Source organism: Nocardia sp. NBC_01499 (assembly GCF_045040275.1).
Taxonomy (GTDB): domain Bacteria; phylum Actinomycetota; class Actinomycetes; order Mycobacteriales; family Mycobacteriaceae; genus Nocardia.
Genome location: NZ_CP109426.1, coordinates 2,383,247 through 2,406,538, shown reverse-complemented (window position 1 = coordinate 2,406,538; position 23,292 = coordinate 2,383,247). Strand labels below are relative to the sequence as shown.

The following is a 23,292-nucleotide window of genomic DNA, read 5'->3' as shown; positions in this document are numbered from 1 at the left end:
CAAGCATCAGAACGGAGCCGGCTCTGCCTCTGAGCTAGGGCTCTCCGTCAGGGGCCATGGGTCCTCGGTTGAAGAACCCCGGGTTTTCCTGAACACGCCGGAGACGACGGCGTAGCGCAGGTCAGGACCGATGCTGTCGACGATCAGCTCGTTGACCCAGCGCTTCTCACCTTCGGCGGTGTCGTAGGTGCGCTGCTTGAGCTTGCCGTAGGCGATCACCCGCATACCGCGCCGTAGGCTCTCGACGGCGTTTTCGGCCATGTCCTCCCAGATAACGCAGCGCATGAACACGACGTCGCCGTCTTTCCATTCACCGGTCTGGCGGTCGAAGATCCGGGTGTTTTGCGCGACCGAGATGGTGGTCACCGCTTTACCGCCGCGGGTAAAGCGCTGTTCGGGGTCCTCGGTGACGTTCCCGACGACGGTGAGGAGAAGGTCTCCAGCCATGACAGCTCTCCTAACAGTGGGATTGCTCGGAAAATGGAATGGACCGACAACCCCAAACCGGTCGGTGACCGGAAGGGGCTGTCGATCTGCGGCCGTGCCATCAGAGGTGGGGTCGGGCCCGCAGGGCCGGCGAGGGTTCCGCGCCGCGGGTAGGGGGATCGCCGGAGGCGACCTGAGCGCAGCGAAGGCTTGTCCCCTCACCCGTCGCGGCGCGGGTTCATCGCCGGTTTACCCGACCCGGCTCTGATCCCCTTGGGGGCTGATCGACAGCCACTGCGGACACCGCTCAAAACGCGGCACGGAAATACTGGACTTCGGGTTCACAGCCAGGTTCGAGAATCACTGCGGCAACATCGAATCGGACTCGCCACCACGGCCCTTCTTGTTCGGCCAACCACAACAACGACAGGCGGCGCAAGCGTTGCTGTTTAGTGAAGCTGACCGCTTCGGGTGGCACTTGGAAAGGCGGTCTGGTGCGTGTGCGTATGTAGACGAATACGGTGGTGCCCGCGTCTTGGGCGATGAGACTGATCTCGCCGTAGCGACAGCGCCAATTGCGAGCGAGGATCTGCATCCCCGCACCAATCAGGTATCGGGCAACGAGTGCGTCGGCAGGAATCTCCGGTGTCGGATCGGGTTTCATCTCGCGGGTCCTTTCTGCCCAAGGCGAGCGATTGGATGGGTGCTGTTGCGGGCGTGTGCTGTTAGTGGTTCAGGGGTCGGAGATGAGGTGGCGAGGTCGGCGGGCGCCGTAGGCGAGGCCGTTGGTGATCGCGCGGTCGAGTTCGTTGTGGGTGAAGCCGTCGATACCGACGTGTTCGACCGCGGCTGCGGTGAGTTCGGCGCGGACCTGTTGTTCGGTGAGTTCGCCAGCGGCGACGAGTCGTCCCAGCACCAGGGCGGCGCGAAAGAGGGTGGCATTGCGGGTACGTGGCGCAGCATTAGCGACACCTCTGGCCTCGTCGGCCACGATCGCGGCGAGGTAAGCACTCGGATACCCAGGTGAGCGATCCGACGAAGGCTGGGGTTGGGGTGGCGGCGGAGCCAGCAACTCGACCAGTGCAGAGGGCAATTCGGCTACCGGGCGTGCATCGATGAGCCGATAGGTTCCTGCTCGTGTGCGCGAACCGGCGGCGACGACGTATCCACCACGTCCACGTGAATCGATCAGAGACCCGATGCGCCCGACCGAGCAGCCGAGTTCCGGGACGGTCGGCGCGCGATAATAGAAGTGCGCGCCGCCCGACGTTATCGGCGGTTTGAGCGAAAGATGGCTCTATCTATGCTGGTAGCGACGATATTGCGATCGCATCAACGACTATCGGTGGTTAGGTCTTGGTGGAGTCCGGTGTCAGACCGCCAGAGAGCGTCCGTGCCAAAGTCGGAGCTGATCGGGGTCTGCGACGCGCGGCCGAGGAGCAACGGTGCCGGCCAGCCAGATCGGGGGCAGCCAGAGTTCGTTCGGATTGTCGAACTCCGCCACTTCGGAGATTGTCCGGATCGTCTGGTCGGCGAGCTGTAAAACAGCGTGAACGCGGAGCGGGCTGTCCTTGTGTTGATCGTTTGGCCGTCGTGGGCATCCGTTTTCTCGAGCCAGGTGAGCAACTGCGGCAGCCCGCGGTGGGCAACTTTGTGCCGGACCAGGACCCACCAGTCAACAAGTTCGGTCATCAGCGGATCGAGCCCTTCGGCGGTGTAGCCGAATTTCAGGAACTTGCCTTGACTGCGGCTTGTGATACGGATTCGCCACCTGTCGGGGAGTTGTTGCCCTGATGCCACAGTTAGTGTGCTGATGGCCATCGAGGGTCCGCCGTTGGCGTCTGCGCCGAGGGTGTTGAAACCTTGGCTTCCAACCGTGCCGGGAGCGACGGCGGACGGGTCGATCGACCGTGCCAATAGTCCGATGTCGGCAACGAGCCGTTCCCAGGCCGCGACGCTCAGCAACGCCATGAAAGGGTTCAGTGTTGTCCGTGGCTGGGTGCCGCGCACGACCCTCTCGTTGTGGATGAGGATCAAGTCGATGACTTCGGAGAACCCCTTCCGTGTGTCGTCGCAGATCAGGGCAAATGCGGCTCGCTGGTGGTGACCTATCTTGCGCGCCTTACCCACAATTCCCCCGGTGTCCGCTGCTGTGCCTGATTGCGTTCGGTTTCGAGGAACGGTAGCAGCCCGGAGCCAGGCGCGAATCTGATTGGGGCTCTTGCGAAATGGCGAATGAACGCAAGGTGTGAGCTCGTTAGCGATGTTGTTGGCCGGTCCAGCCGCGCCGGGCGAGTTCGCGGCGGAGGTCGAGGTTCTCGCCGTGGGCCTGTGTGAGTGCGCCGCGGAGCTCGTCGACCTGTTGGCGCTGCTGCTGTTTGAGCTGTTTGATCTGGATGGTGAGGGCCAGGACGAGGGAGCTTTCGGAGTCGGGCGGGGGCGTGGAAGCTGTGGGTTTGGGTTGAGACTTGCTGCGGAGGGTCTCGATGCGGCCGCGGAGTTCGGGGTGGTTGTAGAGGAAGGCGTGAGACACGCCGGCCTCGCGTCCGACGCCTTGGAAGGTGATGGGTTCGTGGCGTTTGATCAGTGTCCGGATCGCTTGTTCGGCGGCGCGGGTTTTGTTGTGGGACTTGGTTTTCGCGGCTGTGGTGAGCACGGCGATGCGGCGGTCGCGGGCGCTGGTCATGGTCTGGTCCTGCGGTGGCGGGTGAGGTCGAGGTCGATGCGGGTCGGGCCGTGCGCGGGGGCGGACCCCGCGCCGCATCCGCCCCTTCGAGTGCGCGCCCGTGTTGGTCGGGCAGCTTGGTCAGCAACTGTGTCAGCGCTGCCTGTTCGGCTCGCCGGTGGGCAAGCCAGACATTGTCGTCGGGCATGGGCGTGCCGTGGCGGTCCTCGAACGCTGTGGTGGTGCGGGCAATGAGTGCGCTGGTGTCGGTGAGTTGCTGCTCCAAGGTGGCCTGGTGGGTTCGGTCGGTGACGAACACCGAGCAGGTCAGGCAAGCGTTTCCCCTGTCGCAGGTTTGCAGGGGCGGTAGCAGGCACCATCCGTGCGGGAGAATGCGGTCGGCGCGGTCGAACAGTCGCATGCCGTCGTGGTCCTCGCGGGAGAAGCTGATCTGGGTGCCGTCGGCTTTGAACTTGACCGTAGCCAGAAATGCCTGTTCAGCGTGTTCCTCGCGTTGGGCGATGTAGTGCATCGACATTGTCGGGGTGGCGTGCCCGGCGTAGCGTTGCAGAACCTTGATGGGGAGCCCGAGTTCGGCCAGACGGGTCAGTTTGGTGTGACGGAATCGGTGGGTGTGGCCCAGCCGGACGAGTCGTGTCTTGCTGTCGCTGATCTGGACGATATCGCTGAATTTGTTCAGCATCCTGTTGTAGTTCGCTGCCGCACCCTTTGTGACCAGCTGTTCTTTAGCGAAATGAGGTCGTGCGTGGCGAATGCGTTGGCAGTGCAGCCCTCCTCCGGGCAGCGGACCTGGACGGTGCTCGATTGTTCACACCGCACGGTCGGTTCGGTCGAGGAGTGGGTGGAGGCACACCGCCATCTTTGGTCGCCGAACACCGTCCGGGGCTATTGCACCGCGCTCGCTCAGTGGTGGACGTTCCTTGAACAGCGTGGCGAGACCGACCGGTGGGCTACGCACTCACCGACCTACAAGGCGGACCTGAACCGGTTCGCCACCCTGCTGGTACGACCGACCATCCTGCGTGACGGCCATCTGGTGCCGGCGGGCGACGTCGGATACCTCGTCAGGCATCGCTGATCCGGTGCCGAGGCTTCAGTTCGTGCGGTGGACCCGTATGAGTGGTAGGAAAATCTGATCGACGATCGAGTGGATGCGTTCGATGCGCAGAGGTTCGAGGTCCATGAGCAGGTCGTGGCGCACGAGGTCGAAGGGCAGGGCCAGTATCGCGGGCGCAACGTTTTCGAGGTCGAGTTCGCCCCGCGCCGCGGCCTGCCGGTAGATGGTTCGCGCCTGTGGCGGTGCTTGCTCGCCCATGGCCCGTTCGCGGATTCGCGCGGGCGACAGGCTGGTGGCGGCGAGCAGCCCGGAGAAGGCCGCGCCTGCGGCGATAGCGAAGAACCCGGCGAGGGAGTCGCTGAGCGCGGTCAGGTAGTGGACCAGATCGGTGCGCAGATCGCCGGTGTCAGGCACGGCGACCGGATGGGTGTCTCGGTAGCGGTCGAAAATGGCAAGCGCGAGTTCATCCTTGTTCGCCCAGCGCCGATAGAGGACAGGCTCGCTGGTCTGGGCGCGCCTGGCAACCGATCCCATGGTCAGACGCGCATAGCCGACCTCGGCCAGCTCATCCCACCCGGCGTCGAGGATCGCCGCCTCGAGCGCCGCTCCGTGCCGCCGGTTCACCGACTGCCCGGGATTCGTCTCGGATATGGCCACCGCCCCATCTTAGAAAGGTTTGCCTTTCTTAGCAACGAGAGCTACGCTGCAAGAAACGTTTTACTTTCTTATGGAGAGATTCGATGGAGCAATCGAGCACCACGGTGTTGATCGTCGGCGCCGGGCCGACAGGGCTGACGCTGGCAGTCGAACTCGCACGCAGCGGCGTCGCGTTCCGGCTGATCGACTCGGAGCCCGGTCCGCATCCGGGTTCGCGCGGCAAGGGCGTGCAACCGCGCACCCTCGAGATCTTCGAAGACCTCGGCATCGCCGAGCGGGTGATCGCCAACGGCCGGATGGCCATGCCGATGGACTCCATCGATCCCCACGGCCGGGTGGCACACGGTGGTGCGATCCCGGAGTCGCTGGCGAACCGGCCCGACATCCCGTACGCGGCGAGCCTGATCACGCCGCAGTGGCGAGTCGAGGAGGCACTGCGGCTCTTGCTCGAAAAACTCGGGGGCACTGTCGAATTCGACACCGCGCTGGTCGGCTACACGCAGGCCGATGACGCCGCCGCGGCCGAGATCGTCACCGGTGGCAGGACCACGACCATCGCCGCGCGCTGGCTCGTCGGCGCAGACGGCGGGCACAGCGTCGTCCGCACACAGGCAGGGGTAGCCTTCATCGGCGAAACGCGCGACGACGTCCGAATGGTCTTGGCGGATCTTCCGGTTTCCGGCGCGAATCGTGATGCGTGGCAGAGCTGGACTCACTCGACCGGCTTCCTGAGCCTGTGCCCACTGCCCTCGACGGATCTGTTCCAGTACTCCGCCAGCCTTGCCCCGGGCGAGCAGCCCCGACTCGGCCTCGCGGCCCTTCAGGCGACCCTCGAGCAGCGAACGGGCCGCACTGACATCCGCCTGCACGCCCCCGAGTGGAGCTCGGTGTGGCGCGCCAACATCCGTCTGGCCGACCACTACCGTGTCGGGAACGCGTTCCTCGCCGGCGATGCGGCGCATATCCACTCACCTGCCGGAGGGCAGGGCATGAACACCGGAATTCAGGACGCGCACAACCTCGCCTGGAAATTCGCCGCCATCGTCAACGACGGTGCCCCGCTCACCCTGCTCGATTCCTACGAGGCCGAACGTCGCCCCATCGCCGCGCACGTCCTCGCGCTCTCCAACACCCGCCTGGCCGAAACCGTTCGCACCCGAGCGATCCCGATCGAGCGGGACGCGAGCACGATCGAACTCGACGTGGGATACCGCGGATCTGCCCTGGTCAGCGACGACCGCGACGAGCAGGCGGTCCTGCGCGCCGGCGACCGCGCTCCCGACGCGACCGACTTGGCCGCGACCGACGCAATCCATCGCCTGTTCGACCTGACCGGTCGGGGCTGCTTCACCCTCCTCCATTTCGGCCCCCGGCTGGCCACGACATTTTCCGGACCCCAGCCGCGGATACTCCACGTCGTCGCCGAGCCGACCGGCGACGACGAGATCGCCGACACCGCAGGCCATCTCGCGGCCGCCTATCATCCCACCGACACAACACTCGTCCTGATCCGCCCCGACGGCTATATCGGGCTGATCTCCGATGCCGGTGACCTCGGTGCCGTCACGAAGTATCTCGCCGCGTTCCACTGATTCCGCCGTCGGCAGCCCGCTGCGAACCTGCTTGTCCGGGTCTCGACGCCAGCGGGTGCGAATGGACACGCTCGCCGTATCGGCCGCGCTCGGTTCGGCGCGGGGCAGGCTGCCTGCGACGGAGCAGGTGGTGGCCCGATGTTGAACATCCGTGGCCGATGGCAGGCAGCGCATCCGTCGCGCGGTGCTTGAGAGTTCGGTCATGAGTGACTTCTATTTCCATGCGCACGAACGGAGTTCCCATGTCCAGCAACCTCGCCGGAAGCAGAGAGGCCACGGTGCCGACCCGGGTCGACGCCGTGATCGTCGGCGCCGGATTCTCCGGGCTGTACATGCTGCACAAGCTGCGCGAAACCGGCCTGAACGCGGTGGTCCTGGAAGCCGGCGACGGAGTCGGGGGCACCTGGTACTGGAACCGCTACCCCGGCGCACGGGTCGACGTCGAGGGCTTCGACTATTCCTATTCTTTCAGTGCGGACCTGCAGGAGTGGGAATGGAGCGAACGCTACCCGGCGCAGCCCGAGCTGCTGCGCTACCTCGACCATGTCGCCGACCGCTTCGGGCTGCGCCGCGACATCCGGCTGAGCACCCGCGTCACCAGCGCACACTACGACGAGGCGGCGACGTTGTGGACGGTGTGCACCGAGCGGGGCCAGGCGTACCGGGCCACCTGGTGTGTCATGGCCACCGGCTGCCTGTCGTCTGCCCAGCTGCCCGCCATCGACGGCATCGGCGACTTCGCCGGCGAGTGGTTCCACACCGCGCACTGGCCGGTCGGTGGAGTGGACTTCACCGGCAAGCGGGTCGCCGTGATCGGCACGGGCTCCTCCGGTATCCAGTCCATCCCGATCATCGCCGAGCAGGCCGCCCGGCTCACCGTCTTCCAGCGCACCGCCGCCTTCGCGATTCCCGCCCGCAACCGCGACCTCGAGCCCGGTGAGCTCGACGAGCTCAAGGCGCATTACCCCGAGCTGCGCGACAGGGCCCGCCACGGCATCGTCGGCATGTCCAGGATCGCCGAGGGCAGCACCAGCGCGCTGGACGCGACTGCTGACCAGCGGCAGCAGGTGTTCGAGGAGATCTGGGCGGCAGGCACGCTGTCCGGCCTGACCACCAGCTACCGCGATGTGATGACCGACCGGACGGTCAACGATCAGGTCGCCGACTTCGTCCGGGGCAAGATCCGCGAGATCGTCGACGACCCGGACACCGCCGAGCGACTGTGCCCGCGCGGCTATCCGTTCGGGGCCAAACGCCCCTGTCTGCACACCGGCTACTACGCGACCTACAACCGCGACAACGTCCGTCTGGTCGACGTGAGCGAGAATCCGATCGAGCGGCTCAGCGCGCGCGGTGTGGTGGTCGGCGGCACCGAGCACGAGGTCGACGCGATCGTATTCGCCACCGGGTTCGACGCGATGACCGGCAGCCTGGCCGCCATCGACATCCGCGGCCGGAGCGGACGCACCCTGCGTGACAAGTGGTCGGCAGGGCCGATCACCTACCTGGGCCTGCAGAGCGCTGGTTTCCCCAACCTGTTCTTGGTCGCCGGGCCCGGCAGCCCGTCGGTCTTGACCAACATGGTGATGTCGATCGAGCAGCACGTGGAGTGGATCGCCGACTGCATCGGCTATGCCCGCGAGCGGGGCGTGGTCGCGGTCGAGGCGACCGAGCGGGCCGAGCGGGATTGGGTGCACCACGTCAACGACGTGAGCAATGCACTGCTCTACTCCGAGGCCAGTACCTGGTACCTGGGTGCCAATGTGCCGGGTAAACCGCGCGTGTTCATGCCCTACGCCGGGGGCTTGGGCGCGTACCGCAAGCGGTGCGACGCCGTTGCCGCGGCGGGCTACGACGGGTTCGTCCTCACCGCCGGGTGACCGGCGGCTCCGCAAGACGAAGGCGAGATTCTCATGAAGGCAGTTCAATACCGCAGCGTCGGCGCGGCGCCCGAAGTGGTCGAGATTCCCGATCCCGAGCCGGGCCCAGGCCAGGTCGTGGTGCAGGTCACCGCGGCCGGCCTGTGCCACTCCGACCTCACCCTGATGAACCTGACCGCGGAGCGGCTGAGGTTCCCGCTGCCGTTGACCCTCGGCCACGAGGGCGTTGGCACGGTGGCGGCGCTCGGCGCGGGCACGACCGGGGTGCGGATCGGCGACAGCGTCGCCGTCTACGGGCCGTGGGGCTGCGGTCTCTGCGCCGCGTGCGCGGCGGGTCGGGAGAACTACTGCCCGCACACCCGACGGCTGGGCATCGGTTCTCCAGGGCTGGGCGCTCCAGGCGCCCTCGCGCAGTACCTGCTCGTCGACGACGTGCGCCACCTGGTGCCCTTCGACGGGCTCGACCCGGTGGCCGCCGTGTCGCTCACCGACGCCGGCCTGACGCCGTACCACGCCGTCAAGTGGGCATTGCCCGCGCTGGTACCGGGCTCGACCGCGGTGGTGATCGGCGTCGGCGGCCTGGGTCATGTGGCGATCCAGCTGTTGCGCGCGCTCACCCCGGCGCGGGTCGTCGCACTCGACGTGAGCGAGGACAAGCTGGCCCTCGCCGGGGAGGTCGGCGCGCACGAGGCGCTGGTGTCGGACGAGTCCGCGCCCGCGGCGATCCGCGCGCGCACCGGTGGCCTCGGCGCCGAAGCCGTGTTCGACTTCGTCGGGGTGGAAGCGACCGGCCGCATCGCCGTCGCGTCCGCCGCTGCGCAGGCACGGGTGCTCAATGTCGGACTCGGCGGCGGCGCGATGCGGATGGGTTTCATGCTGGTCCCGCCCGGCATGAGTGCTTACGCCCCGTATTGGGGTACCCGTGGCGACCTCATCGAGGTGATCGCCCTCGCCCGAGCGGGTGCGCTGTCCGTTCGCACCGAAACCTACACCCTCGACGGGGCCCCGCTCGCGTACGAACGGCTGCGCGCGGGAAAGGTCACCGGCCGCGCGGTGGTCCTGCCCAACTGCTGATCGGCCGACGCAGCCCCGCGCATTCCGGAAAACACCGCCGGCCTGGTCCGCGGGTCGTGCTCGAACCGGCGGCGCAACACCGAAAAACGTTCAACCACAACACTATCCGAAGTGAGTGACACCATGAGAATCGGTATCGGACTGCCGAACCAAGTTCGTGACGTGCGCCCCCGGGTTATTCCGGCCTGGGCGCAACGGGCCGAGCAGGCGGGCTTCCGCAGCCTGGGTACGGTCGGCCGCAACGCCTACCCGGGAGTCGCCGACACCGTCGCGCTCAGCGCGGCCGCCGCCGTGACCAGCCGGGTCGAGCTGATCAGTAACGTATTGGTCGCTCCCACATGGCCTTCGACCTTGCTGGCCAAGGAACTCGCCGGCATCGATGGTGTGTCCGGCGGCCGACTGACCGCCGGACTGGGTGTCGGCGGCGCGCGCGAGGACGATTTCATTGCCGACGGGTACGGCCCCCGCGGTCGAGGCGCACGGCTGGATCGGGACCTAGAGACGTTCCGCTCGGTCTGGCTCGGCGAACCGGTCGGCGGTGGCCCGAACCCGGCGGTGCCGGCGGGCACCCGTCAGGTGCCTTTGTTGTTCGGCGGCTCCGCACCGGCCGCGCTGAACCGGATGGCGCGCTGGGGCGAGGGCTACATCGGCTTTTCGCTACCGGTGTCGTCGGTGCGCCCGAGCTTCGACGCGGCCCGCGACGCCTGGCAGCGGGTCGGCCGCGCGGGCGAACCGCGACTGGTCGCGCTCGTGTACTTCGCCCTCGGAGACGGTGACGCGGGCAAGCGGAACATCCACGACTACTACATCGCCAAGGGCGCGGAAACAGCCGCCTTGGTCACCGGCACGGTATGCGACTCACCGGAGAAGCTCGAGCAGGCACTGTCGTCGTTCGCCGATATCGGAGCCACCGACATCATCTTCAACACCGGCACCGACGACCTCGACGACATCGAACGCCTCGCCGACGCGGTCCTCTGAGCTGGGCGATCTATCACAATGCCGACTTGCGCTGGGTACTGGTCGAACCGGCCACGCCCCCGCGACCCGGGACAATCCTGTACTTTCACGGCGGCGGCTGGGTTTACGGCTCCCCGCAGACGGCGACGTCACTGACCGCGAACCTGGTAACCCGGACCGGATTCCGGCGCCTTCTCGCTGGACTACCGGCTGGCCCCCGAACATCCCTTCCCGGCTGCGATCGAGGACACCCTGAGCGCGTACCGCGCCCTGCTCGACAGCGGCGAGGATCCCTCGGCCATCGCGTTCGCCGGTGATTCCGCCGGGGGCGGCCTGACCATCACTACATGCCTCGCAGCGCGCGACGCGGGATTGCCGCTACCCGCCGCCATCGTCGCGTTCTCCGCGGGCTTGGACACGACTCGCACCGGCGAGAGCATCGACACCAAGGCTGGCATCGACCCGCTGTTCACCCGCGAGAGCCTCGAACGCACCGCCGGCATGTACCTCGCCGGGCAGGACCCCCACCAGCCGCTGCTCAGCCCGGCGGTCCTCGCCGATCTCAGAGGCTTTCCGCCGATACTGCTGCTGGCAGGCGCCAACGAAATGATGCTGGACGACTCGACGCGCCTGGCCGCCCGCGCCCGCGCAGCCGACGTGGATGTCATCCTCGACATCACCGCCGACGTGCCCCACGTGTTCCAATCCTTCAACGGCGTACTTGATGAAGCCGACCAAGCCCTGGACCGCGCCGCGCTCTTCCTCGGTCAGCACCTCCGCAGCCCGGGCACCGCCGACGCACCATAAGTAGCCGCATATCGTGCGTTCGTTCGGTCGCTGGCGAGACACTGCTGGAGGTCAAATGTTCGACCTGATTCTCCGCGGTAGCCGCTTGCCATAGGCGATGGCATCATCGATCGTGCGTTCCACCTCACCGGTGGTGTAGCCGGCGGTGCCGACATGCGGTGCCGAAGCCGCGATCATCGCGTTCCTGGCGTCGTGCTCGGTCAACTCTCCGCCGCCCACTAATCGGCCAAGGGTGCGTGCCGCCTTCAGCAGGATGATGTGGCGCGTACCGACTTCGGCGGCCGTCACGGCTCGTGTTTCGCTGTCGACGATCGCGCTGACATAGGCAGCGGCTTGGGTGCTGGGCAACCGCAGTGGCTGACTGGGACCGGGAGGCGCGGGCAGTGTCAGCGCCTCGGCAAGCCACCCGGGCAGCTCAGCGACAGGCTCTGCGCGAACGACCCGGTAGTTGCCGTTCCTGAGGACCGAACCGGCCCCAACGACATAGCCGCCGTGGGCGCGGGTGTCGATCCGCCAACCCAGCTTGGCGGTCGTGTTGCGTAGCGCAAGCCCGGTCGGTGCCCGGAAGTACAGGTGAAGCCCCGTCGGTGTGGCCACAGTGAAGGTATTGGTCGGTACTTCTTCGCCAGCACGAGCAGCCAGCAACGCTAACACATCTCGACCGTGGTGCGCACCGGCGAACCTCTTCGGCGCGTGACCGCCATGGTTGTCATCGAGGTCGATGACAACCAGGCTCGACTTTCCGGTCACGATGCCGATGTTGTTGCGCGCGCCGTCGGCCCAGTACCGGTGGATGCGATCGGGATCGGTGGTGGCCCGATCTTCCCAACCGCGTACCGCAGGAGTCTTCCCGAGTGGGATCAATGGGATAACGCTCCAACCACGGCCTGCCGCAGCCAAAGCCGCGTGGAGCAGAGCGGAATTCCTGATCATCGATCCTCCGATCCTGGTGGCGCGATGGGTTCGGGATTCGTTGTTGCATACCCCCTGATGGCAATGAATCAACGAGGCATAGACGCATTGGCTCCAGTCGTTGATGACGTTGAAGAGATCTCGAACCAACCCGTTGATAACCGACGGAGTCCGCACCGCGAAGGTGTGCACAGCGGACGGATCACCCGTGATAGCCGCCAGTCGGGCCAATAGCTGCTGTGCGGTGGGCACGGCCGACGCGGGATCGGCCCGGCCGATGTCGATGTCGATGACCAGCAGGCCGCTGAGGCCGGTGGCGATGGCGGTTGCGGCGCGGGTTCTCGTTCCACCAGCGCCGGATCTGGTCGGGATCGGTGGTGGCATGGCCTGACCAGTCGCCTTGGAGGGCTGGGGTTTTGGCGTTGGGACGCAGCGGGAAGACGTACCAGCCGCGCCCTGCGGCGCGCATCGCCGCTTCGCGCAACGGATTGGCCGCAGACACGGGAATCCTCCTGGGAAAGTGTGGGTGCGATGAAAGGCAGCGGCGCGCGCCGTGGTGGCCGTGCGCCGCTGCGAATGTGAGGGTGGGGTGGGTCGGTCAGATTTCGATGCAGTCGGGGTCGCGGTCGCCGACCGCGACTTGCTCGATGGGGGTGAGGGTGTGCCCGATCTCGGCGAGGAATCGCAGGTAGCGCTGGACTCTGGGGTCGTCGTAGCGCCAGGCCTTCTTGCCGGTGCGCTGCTCACAGGCGGCGAGCACCAGCGCGAGCAGCACGACCCGGCACCGCGGGGGTCGGGCGTTCTCGATGCTGCTCAGCAGTTCTGAACGCCATCCCTTGACGCCCAGTAGATCCATCGCGAGGACCGTTGCGTCGTGGCTGTCGAGTAAGCCGGGCTCGGTGATGACGGAGGTGACGACGAACGACGACGCTTGTTGGGGAGGGTCGTTGTTGCGGGACAGCAGCTTCTGCAGGAAGTCCCGTCGTGCTTCCATTGCTGCTTTGCCGAGTTTGTCGAGCTCAGTCGCGCGCTGCTCGGCGAGTTCGCGTTGGCGGCGTTCTTCCTCGGCCCGGGCTCGCGCTTCGGCTCTCTGTTGGGCGAGCGCCTCCGCGCGTGCCGCAGCGTCAGGATCGTCCTCGGCGGGCGCGGTGTCGCTCGAGTCGGCCTCGTGACGGTCGCTGAGATCGGTGACCGTGTCGGGTTCGATGGTGTCGGTGAGTTCGTGGAGCCCGGCGGCGTCGAGTTGGTCGGTGGGTAGGTAGTAGTAGGCATCCCACAGGTCGTGTTGTTCGACTTCGCGAGCGTGGCGCATGCCCTGGGTGGGTGTGGCATCGGGATAGCGTGCGGTGGCCCAGTCGACCGTGTCGGGATCTACTGGTTCGCCGGTTTCGCGGTCGAGGGTCGCGACGTCTTCGAGCAGATCGCAATAGACCGCCCACCGCTGCGGTTCGGCCTGAATCTGGGCCAAGCTGACGGGCTGATCGTCGGCGGTGTACAAGCGCGTGGCAGAGAGGAATTTGGGGTCGGCGTAGTCGAGGTCGTGGGTGAGGATGGTGAACCCGGCTGCGGCGTAGGGCAGTGAGGCCTGCAGCAGTTTGCGGCGTTCCTCGCGTTGGTTGGCGATGCGGCGTGCTTCGAAGGTGAACATGCTGGGTGGGGTGTTGAGCAAATGCTGCACCGCGTCGGTGTCGCCGACGACGTCGTAATCGGCCAGGATAGCGGCCTGCTCGAAGTCGAGTTGCCCTTCGTCCACGATCTGTCGAGCGGTTGGCGAGTGGCCGACCTTCTCGGCGAGTTTGACCTCTTCGCGGTCGGTTTGCAGCTCACGCGCGACCCGGGTGACCGAGGCGCCGAAGTCGAGCATCTGGGCGATGCCGGCGGCGCGATCGCCATCGGTGAGCGGGATACGGCGGTCGTTGACCGTGATCTGATCGCTGATGCGGGTGATCTCGGCTTCCGCGGTGCCGGGATCGGCAGCCGTAGTGATCCACACCGGCACCCGTGTGAGCCCGAGCTCGAGCGCGATCAGGGTCCGTAGCTGGCCGTCACGGACCTCGATAGTGCCGTCGGGCATCCGTTCTGCCTTGATCGGCAACAAGATGCCGCGCTCGCCGATCGATGCCTTGTATTTGGGATGGTCGAATACGACATCACTTGAGTTCGATTAGGTTCCGCGGGTCGGGGGAGCCACGGGCCGGGGGTTTGCTGGTTTCTGCAGCTTGGTCGGTGTGTCGAAGTTGCTTCGGGATTTCTGAAGTGATCTCATCAGGGTCGATCTCCTCTCGCATGTTCCGAAGGCAAGGAGCGTGGGTTGGCTGTTGCTGTGGTTCAGGATCTACGGGTGCATCGACCGGCGGCGTCGCCGGAGGAGCTGGAGGCGTTCGAGACCGATGTGCTGGCGGGGCTGGTGCTGGCGCGGTCGGCGGCGGGGCTGACGGATGCGACGATCCGCGGTGATCTGAGCAATCTGGGACAGATCCGCGAGTGGTTCGGGCGCCCGTTGTGGGGGATGGAGCCTTCGGACGCGGACGGCTATTTCGGCCGCGAGCTGCGCGGCGCGCCGACCGGGACGCGGTTGGCACGCGCGGCGGCGCTGTCGGTGTATTTCGAGTTCCTGGAATTGCGGCACAAGGTCGAGCTGCACGCGATGACCGGCCGGGTTATCGAGTGCCCGCTCGATGAGATGAACCGTCCTCGCGGCCGCAAGGACGCCAAGTTACGGATCCCGCCGTCGGAAGCCGAGATCGGGACCTTGTTCACTGGGTGGGCGCAGGAGCTTGCGACATGCCGGAAGTTCGCGCCGGCCGCGCGCAATTATGCGGCAGCCCGGTTGATGGCTGATGTGGGGGTGCGGGTCAACGAGGCCCGCCATCTGGACTTGGCCGATATCCGTTGGGAGCTGGGGCGATTCGGCAAGCTCCACGTCCGGGTCGGGAAAGGCGCCCGCGGGTCGGGGCCGCGGGAGCGGATGGTGCCGTTGATCAACGGTGCCGACCGCACCCTGCGCTGGTATGTCGAGGACGTGTGGGGTCAGTTCGGCGATGACCCAGCCCGCCACGGCGTGCCGTTGCTGCTGTCCGAACGCGCGTCTGCGACTGGAGGGCGGTGCCGGGTCGGCTACGACACACTGCGGGCGGGACTGGCCGAGGCGACCGCGACGCACCTCCCGGGATGGGCCGGGCGGCTGACTCCCCATGTTCTGCGGCATTTTTGCGCCAGCCAGCTTTATCTGAACGGGATGGACTTGTTTTCGATCCAGGAGCTCTACGGGCACGCCTGGGTGGCTTCCACGATGAGGTATGTCCACGTGCACCGCAGCCGGATCGAGGACGCTTGGATCGCCGGTCAGCAGCGAGCCGCGACGCGGCTGGAAGGACTGATGTGAATGCGCTGGAACCTGCGCCTGGCCGCGGCTAACCGCGGTATCTGGCAAGCCTCCGAGTTGCAGCGTCAGCTGGCCCAGCACGGCCTGGTGATCTCGGCAGGCAAGATGTCGCATCTGTGGTCCGGACAGCCGGCCTCGATCAAACTCGCCGACCTGGACGTCCTGTGTGCGGTGCTCGGGTGCCAGGTCGGTGAACTGCTGATTCCGGAGCCCAGCGCGGTAACGCGCCCCAACGCTGGGGCCGATGCGGATCCGGCTGTGGTGAACGCGCCACCGCGCGTGGTCCCACGCCGCCGCGACGGACGTTCGATTCCACCGCGGTAACCGGTGGTCACACGAAACGGCAGCGGGCCGAGGATCGCCCGATCGGTGACCAGCTGCGTCGAATGTCTGGCCTGGGGCCTGACCTATGCCCAAGGGGTGTGCACGGCCTGCTACAACTTCTCCGCCGACGGGCGGCACCCAGTCGGCGACTGCGGCGCCTGCCACCGGCGGATGCCACTCAAAGACGACTACTGCCGGCTGTGCTGGTGCCAGGCCGTCGAGGACCGCGCGGTCACGGCCGACAACCCTCGCGACAAGGCTGTGCTGGCTCCCTATCTCCCGCAGGTGCGCTATCACCAACTGTTCCTCGCCGACCTGTATCACCGACACAAACCACCACACATACCCGCGCGGCGCGGAGCGAAAGGGCCCCGGCTCGAGCCGGCCGCGTTCGCAAGCCGTCTGCGCCCTGACGGGGTGCAACTGATCATGTTCACCGACCTGCTACGTACCTACCGCTACGGCACCATCGATCTCAGATCAGTTGCACCACCGAATAATTCATGGCTATCGTGGGCGCTGCACCTGTCCGAGGCTATGAGTGAGACACACGGATTCTCACCGGCGACGCGTCGGGCGCTCAATCGGAACCTCGTGATGCTGCTGGCCAACCACGTCGACGGCGACACCGTGCGAGTATCGGAATTTCACGATGTGCTGCGCGGGCGGAAGGCTGGTTTGGTCCACGTCATCGATGTCCTGTCGAGGATGGGCGTGCTCGTCGACGATCGACCGAACGTGTTCGACACCTGGCTCGAGACCAAACTCGCCGATCTTGCCCCTGGAATCGCCGCCCAGGTCGAGCGCTGGGCCCACCTGCTCCGCCACGGCGGACCCCGCCGCCCGCCGCGTCGGCCGCACACCGCACTCGGCTATGTCTACGGAGTGCGTCCCGCGCTGCTGGAGTGGTCGAGCCGCTACCAGCATTTGCGCGAGGTCACCCGTGACGACGTACTGGCCCACCTCGACACCGTGCGCGGAAACCAACGCCATCTGATCATGGTGACGCTGCGGTCGCTGTTCGGCTGGGCCAAACGCGACGGGGTGATCTTCCGCAACCCGTGCGCCCGGATACGCATCACGAAACCGCCACCGCCGATCTGGCAACGACTCTCGCGCGAGGAGATCGCCGCAGTCCTCGAGGCCGCAACCACTCCGCACGCGAAGCTGTGCATCGTGTTGGCTGCAGTGCATGCTGCCCGCCGCGGCCACATCCAGGCCCTGCGACTCGACGATGTCGATCTCGGCAACCGGCGCATCAGCATCGACGGGCGGACCCGCCCGCTCGACGAGCTCACCCACCAGGTGCTCATCGAATGGCTCGACCATCGGCGGCGCCGCTGGCCCAACACCGCCAATCCGTATGTGCTCATCAACAAGTCCACCGCACTACGGACTGTCGCGGTCAGCCCGAACTTCTTCAGGCGCTTGGGCGTAGTACCCGCGAAGCTGGAGCGACTGCGAATCGATCGGCAACTCGACGAAGCGATCACCTGCGGCGGCGATCCGCTACACATGGCTGCCGTCTTCGGGCTCGCCGAACCCACCGCCATCCGCTACGCCACCAACGCCCAGCAACTACTCGCTCACGATCATGCCACCGCACGGCCAGGTTCCTTGCCAACCCAAGTGCCCACACCCCAGAATGAGGTAGATCCACACTTGGGTTCGACTCGAAAACACTTGGGTTCCAACGAACTCCGGTAAGTTTCGAGGGTGAACGTGAGCCGCACGTTCTCGGCGATCACCAAGTCGGTCGGATTCAGGAAAGCCGCTTCGACTTGCGGGCTCGGTGCGGACGAATCGGTGGTGTCGGGCTCGGTGCCTGCCTGAGCGGTGTCGGCAGGCAGGTCGGTGTTGTCGCCGGGATCGGTGCCCTTCGGGGTGTCGATGGTGGTGGTCATTGCGGGGTGCTCCTATCGTGAAAGAGGTAGGCACCGGGCAGTTAGGAGCTGTCCGGTGCCTACTTCAAGGGGTGGACGGTTTTAGATGGCGCGGCTGATGGCGAAACGTGGCTGTCGTCGTCGGCGGGCGACGAGATCGGCCAGCAGCTGGTCGTAGCTGAGCGCGAGATCAGCCAGCGCGGTGTCGAGCTCATGGATTCCGCTAGAGCGATCACCAGCGACCGCGAGGACGCTGTGGGTGATGGCGAGTGAGACCAGTCGGTCGATGACCATGGCCAGTGGTTCGGTGTGCACTTTTACCCGGCGCCGACGGCGGTGCGGAAGCCGATGGCGAATGCGCCGATCGAGCCCCACCATCAAAGTGTCGTGAGTGAGCTCCGAATCGGTCACGACATCTGCACCGGGCTCCGCTCCGGGATAGTCGAAGTAGTGACTGTGCCAGCCAATGGCCGCCAAATCCCTTATCGAACGCAAGATTTCGGGATCACCGACAGTGACGGTGCTGAGCGCATGGGAGCTGATACTGATCACTTGGGCGGCACTGGGCAGTGCCGACCCGAGCACTCGGCGCCGTGTGCGCCGTCGACGCGCTCGTTGCTCGTGCGCAAGCAGGCCCGCGCGGCGATTCATCGCCGAGCCTTGAGGCGGGCGGCGACGTTGACCGGCTGTACACGCAGCAACCGGTCATCGTCAGCGACGGGAGAATATGACCAGTATTTGCCCTTCCAGTCCGGATACTGCTCGCGCCAGCGCGCTAGCTCCGCCTCGTTGAGGACGGATGTGGTTCCGGCGTCACCGAAATGGGCGCGGCGATCGAATTCCTCGCGGGTGATGGTGTCGGTCATCAGTTGTTACCTCCTGTGTTGGTGATGGTTGAAAAATGGAGAGCCGCAGTGGGTTTCAGGCCAGGCTCATGGCCTGCACGGCCAGATCGTCGAGGGAGTCTGCGCGGTCCGGGTCGGCGACGGTTTGGCTGTAACTGGTGACCGCGTTGGCGATCCCTGCCGCGGTGAGCTGGCCGCCGGCGATGAAGTGCGACAGGACCCCGCTGCGTTCGGCCTCGGTGAACCCGAGCTTCTTGCCCAGGACCTCGATCGTCTTGTCGGGCTGGGTGACTGGGGCCCCGGCTTGGGCTTCGAGTTCATCGATGCGGGCGTTGAGGAAGTCCGTGGAGAGCCATTCGCTGACCTTGTCGCGGGTCTTGGCTGTGATGACCGCGAGTTCTTTGCGGTAGGTGTCCTGCGACCAGCTGATGGTGCCGGTGTCGAGTTTCTCGCCGATGTGGTTCTTGCGGTAGGTGAACAGTGGCAGCGTTAGTCCGTTACCGCAGATCTGGACTACTAATTCTGGTTTCAAGGTGATGGCGTGGTGGCCGGTTTCGGAGTTGGAGAACCGGAACCCTGCGGTGATGACTGGCTCGTGGCCGGGGGCGTAGCCCATACCTTCGCGGGCGGCGATCGGCCGCCATCGATCCAACTCACCGGCGACGCGGCGGCGGTCGGCGTCGAGGTCGCTGTTGGCGAACGGGTTGCGATAGTTGGCCAGGAAATGCGGTGCCAATGTCGCGACCTGCGGTGAGTAGACCTTGCAGCGCATCGATGAATCGCTCAGATCACACGAGCGGATATCGACATCGACGTCGACTTGGCGGATGCCGTCCATGACCGCGGTCCCTGGGGGACGGCAGATATTTGAATCGTGCGCTATTCCCGGCCATCTTGAGGTCTGCTGCGGTGGAGTGGGCTGGCGGGTTCAGCCGTTAAGTGAGCGGGCGGCCAGGTAGGCGGCCCAGCTGTCCTGGGCGTAGCGAGCCCAGGCGGTGGCGGTGTTCGGGTTCAGGCCGAACAGGTCGCTGACCACGATCGGGGGGAGCTGGGTGACGGCTTCGATCATGGCGGTGTTGCGTGCGGCGATGGTGGGCAGACCGTATTGCCGGAGCATCGCGGTCAGCGCCAGTGCCTGGCGGGGATGGTTCGGGATGTGGCCGGGCAGCAGGTAGTGAGTCGACCCGGATGGGTGATCGATCAGCGACCGAGGTCGTTGTGCTGCAAGGGTTTCGATGAGCTGGGCCAGTTTCGGAGGGAGCAGGACAGGGTGGCGATCGATGGTGAGGTAGGCGTTGTTCTCCTCTCGTCGGTATTGGTCGACGGTCAGTTCGACGATGCGTGATACCGGCATGGCGTAGAGACGGATCAAGGTGCCGGCAACTCGGAGCGCAATCGGGAGTTTCTCGTCGGTGAGGCAGCGGTGCAGTTGTCGACGAAGTTCGGTGTCGTCGACGAATTGTGTTGGCTCAGTCCGCTTTCTGATCGGAACTTCCAGTTTGGCGGTGACTCCTCGGGCGACGATCCAGCGGGCGAACGACCGCAGGGCTCGCTGCTTGGTCGGGTTCGCGCTCAGCCAGGTGTCGAGGTGGGCTTGCTCGAGATCGGCCAGCGTCAGGTTCTGCGCATCGAGCCACTGCAGCAACAACATGGCGGCGCGGATATCGGTGCGGTCGCCGGAGGCGGCGTGCTCGGTGTAGGTTCCGCGGTCGGCGCGGCGTCGGGCATCACGCAGGACGTGCCATTCGGCGAAGGGCCGCAGCAGGCGGGTGTGGTGTGCGGGCAGGCCGGTCAGCGTCGTGTCGACCCATAACCGCAGCTGTGCCAGGTTTTCGTTGCGGGCGGGCAGGATTCCGGTGGCCACCAAGTGCGCGCGAACGTAGCGGGTGCCCCGATCCTGGGCGAGTTCGTCGAGACTGTCGTGGGTGATCTCGGTGTGCTGGCGCGCCAGGCGTGCCAGCAGCGTCGCGGAACGGCTGCGCGCGAGCCATGTCAACATCTCGAACGGCCGGTCGGTGCCGGCGAGTACCCGTGCCAGTGGCCGCAGTTGCTCGTTGATGTATCCGTCTGTGCCGCTGAGTAATTCGTTGACGCGGTCACCGACCACGCATGATGCGCAGCTGCCGGTGGTGTGGATGTTTCCGGCCTTGCCGCATCGGGGACACAGGTAGTCCAGGTCGACGCCCGAGCAGGGCCCGCAGAGGCCGTTTCCGGTCGCGTCTGTGCCGATGAGCACGCGCACCGCCCCGCATCCCGTGCAGGGCTTCGGGTTACGCAGGCGCAGGTTGTAGCAGCCGGCGCAGACCGGGCCGATCGGCCAGGCGCTCGTCTTGACCGGCGCGTCTTTTCCGCAGTCGGCGCAGGTGCGGGACGTGCGGGGCCAGCAGGTCGCGCAGTGGAACTCACCGCCGCGGTAGCGGCCTCCGTTGCGTTGGTGGCCGCAGACGACGCAGCGGCCGATGTTGCGGTAGCACTTGGTGCAGGTGTCGGGCCGGTCCGCGGTGGCGCGCGCATGGATCGAGGCGATGTTGCCGCAGATCCCGCATCGTCGTGGCGGGGAGTCGTGGCATCGAGAACACAACGGCCCGTTCATTGTTCGCGCCAGGACCGGCGCGACCCGGCCGCAGCCGGCGCATTCCTCCCGCGGTCGCCCGCAGATCTCGCACAAGTATGTGCCGTCGTCGCGGCGCTGCCGTGCTGGTCGCCGACGTCCGCATTGCACGCACGTCCGCTGGGTGGCGGGATCACGCCGGTAACAGCGCGAGCAGATCCGGCCCTCGGGTCGGCGCGCCACCAGATTGCCGACGCGACCGCACCGGTCACACGGGTGGCGGGTCCGGCGCAGATGGCACTGGTGGCAGCAGCGGCCCGCATCGGTCACCAAGGGCAAGGGGCGGCCCTGGTGACCGCAGGTCACGCATGCCGGCAGCGTGATCAGATGCCCGTGACCGGCGGCATCGAGTAGCCGCATGAGCGTGTCCAGGCAGGCGGGGTGATGTGTCGGCGAGGTGGTGAAGGCGTCCGGATTGGCCGACAGATAGCTCTCGAGCCTGCGCGCCGATCCGGGAGCCCACGCACGAGCCTGCTGCAACAACGCCGTCGCCGCATCGGCGGTGACCGCCGGGCCGAGGAGACTGCGCAGCCGTGCGACCAGAGCGGCTCTGGTCTGGGCCAGTTCACGGTGAGCACGCTCCCCTCGGCGCTTCACTGCCTACCCGGCCGTTTCACCACCGACCGGCGCGGCGTGATCGGCGCCGGGTCCGATTGTGCACCAACAGGTTTAGAGATCTGCTGACTGACCACCGCAGGTTCGATCAGATCATTGGGGGTGCAGTCGAGGATGTCACACAACGCGACCAGGGTGTCCATGCTCAACCGTTGCGGCGGCGCAGTGACCAGCCGATACACCTGCTCACGCGAGAGCACCACCCCCCGTTCGGCCAGCAGCGGCACCAGATCGGTGGTCGCAAACATCTGCCGGTCGGCCATCAGATCCCGCAGCCGCCACCGATACCCCATCTTCCGCATCATCGCCCACCATCCCAATCCTCGCCGAGACGATCCCGTAATGCCGCCTCCAGCAACGTATTTCGAAATTCGTCGGAGACGCCGGTATAGATCGCGGTCGTCGATGCGTGTGAATGCCCGACCTGTTCTTGGACAAACCGTGCCGGATAACCGAACTCGATCCAATGCGTGACCGCCGAATGCCGCAAGCAGTGCAGATCCAGCCTCGGATCGAGCCCGGCGTCGACGCGGGCAGCGACGAACGCCTCGTTGATCGAGCGCGGCGACAGCCTGCCCACCCGCTCGGTGACCCACAACGCCGGATGACTGCCCGGATGAAACCGCGGCCGCAACTCGGTGATCCACTGCTCGAGGGTGTCGATCACCCAATCCATCTCCGGCACCAGCAGCACCGTGCGCCGCTTGGGTGGAGAACCCTTCGGCGCTTTCCCGAACCGCACCATCACCGACCCGAAATCCTTGAACTGCGGCGCTTTCCGATTCCGGCGCAAATCCACCACATCCAGACGCGAGGTCTCGGTCCGCCGCATCCCGAAGGCGTAGATCGTCTTCAACACCGCCGCATCCCGGGCCGCGCACAACCCGCCCTTGACGCCACGCCCGACGATCCTGCCCGGACGTGCGTCCGCGGCGTCGAACAGCATCTGCACCTCGTCGTAGGTCAACGGCCGCCGCCGCGGATCGCCCTCGTAGTCGAGCTTGTGCGCAATCGAGTTGCCCTCGTGGAAGATCGCCTGCGGAACCTGCCCGAACCGCTCGGCACACACCCCGGCCCATCCATAGCGAGGATCGAGCAGAAACTCCACGAACAGACTGATCGTCACCTCGTAGGACCGCGCCGTCGACACCGCCTTCACCGTCGACCCGCGCAAATGATCGATGAACGCCTCGCCCTCGGCCGGAGTCCACTGCCACGGATACAACCCGGTGAACCGCTCCAACCGCCGAATCGTGCGCACCCGTGACCCGATCGTCGACGACCGTAGAAACCGAGCCGACTGATTCCGTCGCCACCCCTCCAACATCGCCTCGAACATCGCCGGAGCCGGATCGAGATGAACGACGTTGTCGGCCAACACAAGCTGCACCGAACCCGGAGCACCAGTCACCGGACTGTTGTATCAGACGCAACAATGATGCGGCAGGGAAACGAGCCCAGATCAGCAGATCCATCCACACTCGTACACCAGGCGACCAGACCGCCCCCACCCAGCGGATACGGTGATCCACGCCCTCGGCGATATGTTGCATCAAATGCAATTCCGCCCATTTGAGC

The 23,292-nt window shown here is 66.1% G+C and carries 22 protein-coding genes and 3 pseudogenes; 8 read left to right on the top strand and 17 right to left on the bottom strand.

Annotated elements, in window-relative coordinates; genetic code table 11:
* Positions 1–6: 6 nt before the first annotated feature.
* The 8 genes and pseudogenes from ssb to OG203_RS10900 form a co-directional block, all read right to left on the bottom strand.
* A complete protein-coding gene (gene ssb / locus OG203_RS10935) occupies positions 7–447 on the bottom strand; it encodes a single-stranded DNA-binding protein (protein WP_405165558.1) in 441 nt (146 codons plus the stop codon).
* A 286-nt stretch (positions 448–733) separates the two neighbouring features.
* On the bottom strand, positions 734–1,090 hold the full coding sequence (locus tag OG203_RS10930) for a YraN family protein (protein WP_405165557.1): 357 nt from the start codon (positions 1,088–1,090) through the stop codon (positions 734–736).
* Positions 1,091–1,159: 69 nt separating this feature from the next.
* Positions 1,160–1,519, bottom strand: coding sequence for a hypothetical protein (locus OG203_RS10925; RefSeq protein WP_405165556.1), 360 nt, complete (start codon positions 1,517–1,519; stop codon positions 1,160–1,162).
* Between the two features lie 3 nt (positions 1,520–1,522).
* Positions 1,523–1,699 (bottom strand): annotated as a pseudogene (locus OG203_RS10920) (bifunctional DNA primase/polymerase); the annotation flags it as partial.
* A 59-nt stretch (positions 1,700–1,758) separates the two neighbouring features.
* Complete coding sequence (locus OG203_RS10915; protein WP_405165555.1) at positions 1,759–2,556, bottom strand: hypothetical protein; 798 nt, start codon at positions 2,554–2,556, stop codon at positions 1,759–1,761.
* 127 nt (positions 2,557–2,683) lie between these two features.
* On the bottom strand, positions 2,684–3,112 hold the full coding sequence (locus tag OG203_RS10910) for a DUF6262 family protein (RefSeq protein ID WP_405165554.1): 429 nt from the start codon (positions 3,110–3,112) through the stop codon (positions 2,684–2,686).
* A gap of 544 nt (positions 3,113–3,656) precedes the next feature.
* Positions 3,657–3,794: pseudogene (locus tag OG203_RS10905) on the bottom strand (hypothetical protein); the annotation flags it as partial.
* A 411-nt stretch (positions 3,795–4,205) separates the two neighbouring features.
* Entirely contained in the window at positions 4,206–4,826 is a 621-nt protein-coding gene (locus OG203_RS10900) for a TetR/AcrR family transcriptional regulator (protein ID WP_405165553.1), read from the bottom strand.
* Between the two features lie 83 nt (positions 4,827–4,909).
* Here OG203_RS10900 and OG203_RS10895 point away from each other — a divergent pair, with 83 nt between their 5' ends.
* The 5 genes from OG203_RS10895 to OG203_RS10875 all read left to right on the top strand — a co-directional run bounded on the left by OG203_RS10895 (position 4,910) and on the right by OG203_RS10875 (position 11,139).
* The gene (locus OG203_RS10895; protein ID WP_405165552.1) at positions 4,910–6,418 is read left to right on the top strand and encodes an FAD-dependent monooxygenase; all 1,509 of its coding nucleotides are present in this window, start codon (positions 4,910–4,912) and stop codon (positions 6,416–6,418) included.
* A 242-nt stretch (positions 6,419–6,660) separates the two neighbouring features.
* A complete protein-coding gene (locus OG203_RS10890) occupies positions 6,661–8,298 on the top strand; it encodes a flavin-containing monooxygenase (RefSeq protein WP_405165551.1) in 1,638 nt (545 codons plus the stop codon).
* 33 nt (positions 8,299–8,331) lie between these two features.
* Positions 8,332–9,372, top strand: coding sequence for an NAD(P)-dependent alcohol dehydrogenase (locus tag OG203_RS10885; protein ID WP_405165550.1), 1,041 nt, complete (start codon positions 8,332–8,334; stop codon positions 9,370–9,372).
* A gap of 111 nt (positions 9,373–9,483) precedes the next feature.
* The gene (locus OG203_RS10880) at positions 9,484–10,353 is read left to right on the top strand and encodes an LLM class flavin-dependent oxidoreductase (protein WP_405165549.1); all 870 of its coding nucleotides are present in this window, start codon (positions 9,484–9,486) and stop codon (positions 10,351–10,353) included.
* A 177-nt stretch (positions 10,354–10,530) separates the two neighbouring features.
* Positions 10,531–11,139, top strand: a complete 609-nt coding sequence (locus OG203_RS10875; RefSeq protein WP_405167827.1) for an alpha/beta hydrolase fold domain-containing protein — start codon at positions 10,531–10,533, stop codon at positions 11,137–11,139.
* Positions 11,140–11,190: 51 nt separating this feature from the next.
* Here OG203_RS10875 and OG203_RS10870 read toward each other — a convergent pair whose 3' ends face one another.
* The 3 genes and pseudogenes from OG203_RS10870 to OG203_RS10860 all read right to left on the bottom strand — a co-directional run bounded on the left by OG203_RS10870 (position 11,191) and on the right by OG203_RS10860 (position 14,125).
* Complete coding sequence (locus OG203_RS10870) at positions 11,191–12,435, bottom strand: bifunctional DNA primase/polymerase (RefSeq protein WP_405165548.1); 1,245 nt, start codon at positions 12,433–12,435, stop codon at positions 11,191–11,193.
* A gap of 1 nt (position 12,436) precedes the next feature.
* Positions 12,437–12,520: pseudogene (locus OG203_RS10865) on the bottom strand (hypothetical protein); the annotation flags it as partial.
* Positions 12,521–12,649: 129 nt separating this feature from the next.
* Entirely contained in the window at positions 12,650–14,125 is a 1,476-nt protein-coding gene (locus tag OG203_RS10860; protein ID WP_405165547.1) for a hypothetical protein, read from the bottom strand.
* Between the two features lie 237 nt (positions 14,126–14,362).
* On the opposite strand from OG203_RS10860, the gene OG203_RS10855 reads away from it, so the two are divergent.
* Genes OG203_RS10855 through OG203_RS10845 form a run of 3 tightly spaced genes read left to right on the top strand, consistent with a single transcriptional unit; the run spans position 14,363 to position 17,467 of the window.
* A complete protein-coding gene (locus OG203_RS10855; protein ID WP_405165546.1) occupies positions 14,363–15,436 on the top strand; it encodes a tyrosine-type recombinase/integrase in 1,074 nt (357 codons plus the stop codon).
* Positions 15,437–15,760 (top strand): helix-turn-helix domain-containing protein, encoded by a 324-nt coding sequence (locus OG203_RS10850; RefSeq protein ID WP_405165545.1) that lies wholly within the window; start codon positions 15,437–15,439, stop codon positions 15,758–15,760. It begins immediately after the preceding gene.
* Between the two features lie 45 nt (positions 15,761–15,805).
* On the top strand, positions 15,806–17,467 hold the full coding sequence (locus OG203_RS10845; protein WP_405165544.1) for a tyrosine-type recombinase/integrase: 1,662 nt from the start codon (positions 15,806–15,808) through the stop codon (positions 17,465–17,467).
* Positions 17,468–17,745: 278 nt separating this feature from the next.
* Here the strand turns inward: OG203_RS10845 and OG203_RS10840 are convergent, their stop codons facing one another.
* From OG203_RS10840 to OG203_RS10815, 6 genes are all read right to left on the bottom strand, one after another.
* Positions 17,746–18,054 carry a hypothetical protein gene (locus OG203_RS10840; RefSeq protein WP_405165543.1) on the bottom strand — a complete coding sequence of 103 codons (309 nt, stop codon included), beginning with the start codon at positions 18,052–18,054 and terminating at the stop codon, positions 17,746–17,748.
* A 236-nt stretch (positions 18,055–18,290) separates the two neighbouring features.
* Entirely contained in the window at positions 18,291–18,509 is a 219-nt protein-coding gene (locus OG203_RS10835; protein WP_405165542.1) for a hypothetical protein, read from the bottom strand.
* Between the two features lie 55 nt (positions 18,510–18,564).
* Positions 18,565–19,326 (bottom strand): hypothetical protein, encoded by a 762-nt coding sequence (locus tag OG203_RS10830; protein ID WP_405165541.1) that lies wholly within the window; start codon positions 19,324–19,326, stop codon positions 18,565–18,567.
* A gap of 90 nt (positions 19,327–19,416) precedes the next feature.
* On the bottom strand, positions 19,417–21,696 hold the full coding sequence (locus tag OG203_RS10825; RefSeq protein ID WP_405161545.1) for an XRE family transcriptional regulator: 2,280 nt from the start codon (positions 21,694–21,696) through the stop codon (positions 19,417–19,419).
* The gene (locus tag OG203_RS10820; RefSeq protein WP_405161546.1) at positions 21,693–22,019 is read right to left on the bottom strand and encodes a helix-turn-helix domain-containing protein; all 327 of its coding nucleotides are present in this window, start codon (positions 22,017–22,019) and stop codon (positions 21,693–21,695) included. Before OG203_RS10820 ends, OG203_RS10825 begins: the two co-directional genes overlap by 4 nt.
* Positions 22,016–23,095, bottom strand: a complete 1,080-nt coding sequence (locus tag OG203_RS10815; protein WP_405167826.1) for a tyrosine-type recombinase/integrase — start codon at positions 23,093–23,095, stop codon at positions 22,016–22,018. Before OG203_RS10815 ends, OG203_RS10820 begins: the two co-directional genes overlap by 4 nt.
* Between the last annotated feature and the right edge of the window lie 197 nt (positions 23,096–23,292).

What these genes read in the sequence shown, in the direction of transcription:
- OG203_RS10860 (WP_405165547.1), bottom strand. Translation starts at nt 14,125, where the DNA reads ATGCCCGACGGCACTATCGAGGTCCGTGACGGCCAGCTACGGACCCTG.
- OG203_RS10830 (WP_405165541.1), bottom strand. Translation starts at nt 19,326, where the DNA reads ATGGACGGCATCCGCCAAGTCGACGTCGATGTCGATATCCGCTCGTGT.
- OG203_RS10890 (WP_405165551.1), top strand. Translation starts at nt 6,661, where the DNA reads ATGTCCAGCAACCTCGCCGGAAGCAGAGAGGCCACGGTGCCGACCCGG.
- OG203_RS10850 (WP_405165545.1), top strand. Translation starts at nt 15,437, where the DNA reads ATGCGCTGGAACCTGCGCCTGGCCGCGGCTAACCGCGGTATCTGGCAA.
- OG203_RS10870 (WP_405165548.1), bottom strand. Translation starts at nt 12,435, where the DNA reads ATGCCACCACCGATCCCGACCAGATCCGGCGCTGGTGGAACGAGAACC.
- ssb (WP_405165558.1), bottom strand. Translation starts at nt 447, where the DNA reads ATGGCTGGAGACCTTCTCCTCACCGTCGTCGGGAACGTCACCGAGGAC.
- OG203_RS10910 (WP_405165554.1), bottom strand. Translation starts at nt 3,112, where the DNA reads ATGACCAGCGCCCGCGACCGCCGCATCGCCGTGCTCACCACAGCCGCG.
- OG203_RS10930 (WP_405165557.1), bottom strand. Translation starts at nt 1,090, where the DNA reads ATGAAACCCGATCCGACACCGGAGATTCCTGCCGACGCACTCGTTGCC.
- OG203_RS10835 (WP_405165542.1), bottom strand. Translation starts at nt 18,509, where the DNA reads ATGACCGACACCATCACCCGCGAGGAATTCGATCGCCGCGCCCATTTC.
- OG203_RS10885 (WP_405165550.1), top strand. Translation starts at nt 8,332, where the DNA reads ATGAAGGCAGTTCAATACCGCAGCGTCGGCGCGGCGCCCGAAGTGGTC.
- OG203_RS10820 (WP_405161546.1), bottom strand. Translation starts at nt 22,019, where the DNA reads ATGATGCGGAAGATGGGGTATCGGTGGCGGCTGCGGGATCTGATGGCC.
- OG203_RS10895 (WP_405165552.1), top strand. Translation starts at nt 4,910, where the DNA reads ATGGAGCAATCGAGCACCACGGTGTTGATCGTCGGCGCCGGGCCGACA.